4 protein-coding genes and 1 pseudogene are annotated in these 6,554 nt (G+C 25.6%); 1 reads left to right on the plus strand and 4 read right to left on the minus strand.

Translation table 11 applies throughout. From position 1 onward, the window contains the following. The 4 genes and pseudogenes from Q0V09_RS06180 to Q0V09_RS06195 all read right to left on the minus strand — a co-directional run. Window positions 1–140: pseudogene (locus Q0V09_RS06180) on the minus strand (molybdopterin oxidoreductase); the annotation flags it as partial. Then, on the minus strand, window positions 137–1,393 hold the full coding sequence (locus Q0V09_RS06185) for an FAD-dependent oxidoreductase (RefSeq protein WP_297487706.1): 1,257 nt from the start codon (window positions 1,391–1,393) through the stop codon (window positions 137–139). The gene Q0V09_RS06185 and the pseudogene Q0V09_RS06180, both read right to left, overlap by 4 nt. Next, a complete protein-coding gene (locus Q0V09_RS06190; protein WP_297487708.1) occupies window positions 1,393–2,820 on the minus strand; it encodes an NAD(P)/FAD-dependent oxidoreductase in 1,428 nt (475 codons plus the stop codon). The genes Q0V09_RS06185 and Q0V09_RS06190 overlap by 1 nt, the downstream gene beginning before the upstream one ends. Before the next feature lie 233 nt (window positions 2,821–3,053). Further along, complete coding sequence (locus tag Q0V09_RS06195) at window positions 3,054–3,650, minus strand: sigma-70 family RNA polymerase sigma factor (protein WP_297487710.1); 597 nt, start codon at window positions 3,648–3,650, stop codon at window positions 3,054–3,056. Window positions 3,651–4,029: 379 nt separating this feature from the next. Here Q0V09_RS06195 and Q0V09_RS06200 point away from each other — a divergent pair. Then, window positions 4,030–6,554, plus strand: a 2,525-nt coding sequence (locus tag Q0V09_RS06200) for an autotransporter outer membrane beta-barrel domain-containing protein (protein WP_297487712.1), incomplete at its 3' end; no start/stop codon positions are given.

Consider the following 6,554-nt stretch of genomic DNA (forward strand, 5'->3'; position numbering starts at 1 on the left):
CTTTTAGGAGCTATTAACTCCTCTCTTCCATAAACTCCACCTCTAGGACATGAATTTCCAGTAACCTTATAATCATTTTCAACATCTATTGAAAGGTGACAACCAACAGGACACAAAATACAAATCATCTCTTTCATTATAATCCCTCCTGTAACTCAATACTTATATTTCCACATATTTTTTTTAAAAGAACTTCTGGTAAACTTATCTTTTCCATCTCTCCTGGAGCTAAGTGAGTTCTTTTAAAACTAGCAACAACTCCATTATCATCAGTTACTACTATTTTTTTATTTTTATATACATTGTTAACTCTCATAAATATCTCTAATTTTCCTTTAATATCTTCTAAATTTATTATTTGAGGAACAGTATAAGTTATTCCGTTTCCATTTGATATATGAGAAACTCTCTCTAATTTACAATTTTCTTCATCTATATAACAAGCTGCAAACTTACCTGCTCTTTCACCTTCTTCACTTACAAAGTCAACTAAATCATGTACATGTACTACATTTCCACAAGCAAAAACTCCTGGAATAGATGTTTCCATTGATTGCTTTACAATTGGACCACTAGTTCTTGTATCTAAATTTATTCCTGCATCCTTTGACAATTCATTTTCTGGTAAAAGACCTACTGATAAAAGAAGCGTATCACAGTCATACTCAACTTCAGTTCCTTTTATAGGTTTTCTATTTTCATCAACTTTTGCAACTATAACCTTTTTAAGTCTATCTCTACCTTGAACATCTATAACTGTATGAGATAATAGTAATGGAATATCAAAATCATTTAAACATTGAACTATATTTCTATTAAGACCTCCTGAGAAAGGCATAAGCTCAATAACTCCTAAAACTTTTGCTCCCTCTAGTGTCATTCTTCTTGCCATTATAAGACCAATATCTCCACTTCCCAATATTAGAACTTTTTTACCTATCATATATCCTTCCATATTTAAAAATCTTTGAGCTGTTCCTGCTGTAAAAATTCCTGAAGGTCTTTCTCCTGGTATAGCTATAGCCCCCCTTGTTCTCTCTCTGCATCCCATAGCTAAAATTACTGCCTTAGCTTGAATTTCCATATATCCATCAACTGGATTTATCATAGAAACTATCTTATCCTCTGATATATTTAATACCATTGTTTCCAATTTAACTTCTATATCTGTATTTTTTATCATATCTATATATTTTTGAGCATATTCTGGACCTGTTAATTCCTCTTTAAATTTATGAAGACCAAATCCATTATGAATACATTGTTGAAGTATTCCACCTAACTCTTTATCTCTTTCCAATATAACTATTTTTTTTGCTCCATTATCATAGGCAGATTTTGCTGCTGCAAGTCCTGCTGGTCCACCTCCAATTACAACTATATCGTATTTCATTATTTTTTCAACTCCTCTACTAAAATATATGAATTTCCTTTATCTAAAATAACATCTGTCATATTTATATTAAGTTCTTTTGCCAATATCTCTTGAACTCTTGGACCACAGAATCCACCTTGACATCTTCCAGATCCTGGTCTGCATCTTCTTTTTATAGCATCTACAGTTGTAGCTTTTACTGGTCTATTTATAGCTTCTATAATCTCACCCTCTGTTATCATTTCACATCTACAAATAACTCTTCCAAATCTATTATCTTCTTTTATTTTTTTAGATTTTTCTTCAGCTGTTAAGTCCATAAATATTTTATGTTCTGTTGGTAAAATAAAATCTGTTTTTTCTTCAAATGAACAATCACTATTTTTTAGTAATTCTATAACTCCTAATGCTATTCCTGGAGCTGCTGTTAATCCTGGTGATTTTATTCCTGCAATATCATAGAACCCTTTTACATCTGACTCTTCAACTATAAAATCTCCTCTATCTGATTCTGATCTTACACCTGCAAAAGTTCTTATATTCTCTCTAAAATTTATTCCGTGTATTGAATGACTTCCCTTATATTTTATATATTCTAATTTTTCTGTACTTGTTGATAGATCATCTCTATCATCAATATCTTGAGCATCTGGTCCCACTAAAAGATTTCCATGAACTGTTGGTGTTACTAAAATCCCTTTTCCTAATTCTGATGGACATTGAAATATAGTATGCTCTACTCTTTTTCCTTGTGATTTATCTAAAACAAAGTATTCTCCTTTTCTAGGATTAATCTTATATGATTCTGGTGCTATTAAATTATGAATAATATCTGTATTTACACCAGCACAATTTAATATTTTTTTACCAATAAACTCTCCTTTTGTTGTTTCAATTTTAAAATAATCATCTTCTTTTTTTATTCCAATTACTTCAGTTCCTAAATATAGTTCTACTCCATTTTCAACAGCATTATCCATTAAATTTTCAGCAAGTTCCCAAGGAGAAACTATTCCAGCACATTTACAATATAGTGCTCCAATAGCATTTTCATCTACATTTTTTTCAAGTTCTCTTAATTTTTTTTGATCTATTATCTCTAAATCATTAACTCCATTTTTTTTACCTCTTTCTAAAAGAGTTTCTAAATGTTTTAAATCATCATTATTAAAAGCTAAAACTAAAGATCCATTCTTCTTAAATGGCACAAATAACTCTTTACAAAGAGATTCATACATTTTATTTCCAATTACATTATATTTAGCCATAAGAGTTCCCTCTTCTGCATCATATCCTCCGTGAACAATTGCACTATTTGCTTTTGTAGTTCCATTAGATACATCTGTATCTTTATCTAAAACACAAACTCTTAATTTGTATTTAGATAATTCTCTTGCTATACTAGTTCCTATAATACCAGCACCTATAACTATAATATCGTACATAATTATATCCCTCCTATAAAAGTATAGAAAAAAAGAGAGCTTAAAAATATGACATAAATTTTGCCATATTTTTTTAGCTCTCTGGTTTCTCTATTGCTATATATTTTATTTATTCTAGTATATACTTAAATTTATTTTAAGTCAATGAAAATAAGCTTAAAAAAAATTATTTATTTGAAAAAGGAATAATCCATCTCTTTTAGAATAATCTTTCAACTAAGATAAAACACTTCTTATTGAGTCATTCTATATGTTTCTAAATACATCACTATTTTTTTCTTAACTCTTTGAATTGTATTATCTATCTTCTTTGGTGATTCGTTTAAAATGTGTGCAATTTCAATGTATGTGTATTGTTTACATAAATATGAAAATACAATTTTTTCTAAATCACTTAAATTTCCTTTTAAAAAAGCACCTAAATATTTTATTAATTCTTTCCCTAAAAATATATCCTCTGGTGAATTAAATGTTAACGATGGTTTTGAATAAACTGAAGTTTCCTCTAATATTGTACTACTATCACCTTGTGTTGCTTGATTCAAAAATTTATATTTATCAGAATTATAGTTCTTCACAGCAGTAATAATTTGTCTTCTAATACATAAATTTGCAAATGTACTAAAACATGCATTTCTATTTTCGTCATATGATTTTATTGCTTTCATAAGACCTATTATTCCTTCCTGCATTAGATCATCCCTGTCTCCACCTTTTAAAAAAAACTTTTGATTGTTCCTATAGATAACTTTCTGATACATTCTAATTATTTTCTCTATAGAATCCTCTGAGCCTTGTTGAGCTAATATAATATCTTCTTTTTGAATCATAAATATGCCTCCCCGTAAGCATTTTTTATTTCTCTATCATTATTATACCAATAATTAAATAAAAAAAAAATAATCCAAATTTTATATTATATTTTTCCAATTTGGCACGTAGTATCTATAATACTAATAGATTATTGTTTTATTTTTTATTTTATTTATACAAAAGTGTTTTACAATAGGAATTTGTAAGCTGTTAATACTCATTTTAATCATTTCATACTATGTAATAATTTATTATACAATGTTTTTGTCGCTGTATTAATTCTTTTAGAACTAAAAATTATCATAAATAAATAAAGATTAATGCTATTTTTCATATTTCTTGTATCCTTTTTAATAAAGAGTTATATTTGAATAAATAAAAAGGAGATGATGATTTATGAAAAATTTATACTATACTAAATATGTGGTTGTTATTAATTTCATTATTTGCCCATTTATTTGGTGCGCAAACGTTATTCCTATTTCAAAAATCTGTGGACATTTAGTTGAAAATGGAACAAGTTATATAAATAATAATATTATCAGTAATAATAATGAGTTTGGCCTATATGGTGTGTCTGCTACTAAAATAGAAAATAATTCTATTATTGAAAATAATGGTGACAATGGATTTGTTGCATATTTTTCATCAGGTTTAATTTCTAATAATAAAACTGGAATTATTGAAAATAACGGTAATACAGGTTTCTTTGGAAAATCATGCTCTAATATGACTAATTATGGTATTATTAAAAATTCTGGAATAGGAGGATTTTATTTAGATTCTAAAAGTAAAGGGAAAAATTTTGGTACTATTGAAAATAATGGACTCAATGGTGCATATGCTTTTAAAAGTTATTTTATTAATGAATTAAATGGGGTAATTAAAAATTCTAAATCTGGAGGAATAGTTTTAATTAATCATAGTATGGGAAAAAATTTTGGATTAATTAAAAATAATTCTCAATATGGAGTTGTTAATGATAATACTTCTACCTTTACCAATGAAAAAAGTGGTATAATCAATAATTCATCTGATTATGGTCTTTATTGCAATTTGAATTCAAAAGCTATAAATAATGGTATTATTAAAAATCAAGGTAACATTGGATCATATATTGATGGTTCAACTTTTATTAATAGTGGTATTATTGCCAATTCAAAAAATAATGGAGTTATTATTACTAATAAAGGAAGATTTATAAATTCTGGAGTTGTTAAAAATAATGGAAATATTGGTGTATTTTGTAAAGATGGTGGTTTATTTTTAAATAAAACTAATGGTTTTATTTCTAATAAAAAAAATATAGGTCTATATATTAATACAATTCAAAACAATGAAATCTCTTCTGCTAAAAACAATGGAACTATTAATAATCAAGGTGATTTTGGTGTTATTATTAATAATGGATATTTTATTAATAATGGAATTATTAATAATCAAGGTGATATTTCTATCTTAATGAATGGTAATTATTCTAAATTATATTTAGAACCAAAAAGTAAAATTTTTGGAATTGTTCAAGCCAATCATATAAATAATGCTTTAATTACATTACAAAATAGTGATCACTTTATTAAAAAAGATACCCATATAATTAATTCTAATGGAAACCTTAATTTTCAATTAAATAATTTTTCTACTATTAATGTTAAAAGTGGAAATTGGAATATCTCTAAAAATATAAAATTAATCTCTCCAAATACAATTAATAATAAATTCATTTCTAAAATACTTAATAATTCCAATGGAAATTTAATTATTAATCCCAATATTAATATTATTATTTCTTCAAGTCTTTCTAAGAATTCCAATGCATTTATATCAACAGGTTCTATTATTAATAATGGAACTATAATCGGTCATCCCAATGATTCTACTTATATTACTAATAAAAAAGAGATCTTAATTCCTGCTATTTTCACAAGAGGAAAAAACAATAAAATAGGACAGGTTAAAATAGAAAATCTTCCTATTGGATGGAATGGAAGTTATATTTATAAAAACAATAACCTTTATTTTAAACTAGATAAATTTACTTCTAATCCAAATAGTCTTCTTGGAGGTTATAAAACTACGATAGAAAAATATCCACTTAATAACCTGCCATATTTAGATACTTTAAACTTTAGAAATAAAATTTACTCTTGGAATAAAAATAATGTCAATAAAGATTCAAACTATTTTCAACTTTTAGGAGGGTATGGTAATAACAATAATACCAATCCTAAATATGATTCTTACTCTTATGGCTTCTTAGGAAATATTATTAACTCTTACAATAAATATATTCATTACTCTTTAGGATATGGTTATCTAAATAATAAAATTAACTATAAAAATAGTAATAGTAGCAATGAAAATATTGATAATGTTTTTATTTCAACTTCACAAACATATTCAAATAAATATTTTGCTACATTACAAGAAAGTTTAACTTATAGTCATCACAATCTTAATAGATATATTATAGATAGAGATAAAAATAATAGCAAAGAGCTATTATCTAGTAATTTTAATCAATTTATTTTAACTTTAGGTGGAGAAACTGGTTATAAGTTTAAAATTAATAACAATAATAATTTTTATCCATATATTGCTTTTAATAACTATTTTATAGATAATGAAAATTACTCTGAACAAGGTGATTCATATGCTTTACATTTAAATAATCAAAATTATTCCTATCCTGTTTTGAAAACAGGTTTTAAATTAAGTCATTCATATATCGGATATAATTTAGTTGAAAATTTCTATTATAATTATGCTTGTAATAATAGAAAACATAGAGATGCTTACTTTAAATTTAATAATAAAGTTATATATTATTTACAACCTATTAATCAAAATAAATCAGGAATTGGTTTATCTCTAAGTTTAGAAAAACATATTAAAAAAAATATTACTCTTGATGTTGGAAT

The organism is uncultured Cetobacterium sp. (assembly GCF_947039425.1).
GTDB lineage: Bacteria > Fusobacteriota > Fusobacteriia > Fusobacteriales > Fusobacteriaceae > Cetobacterium_A.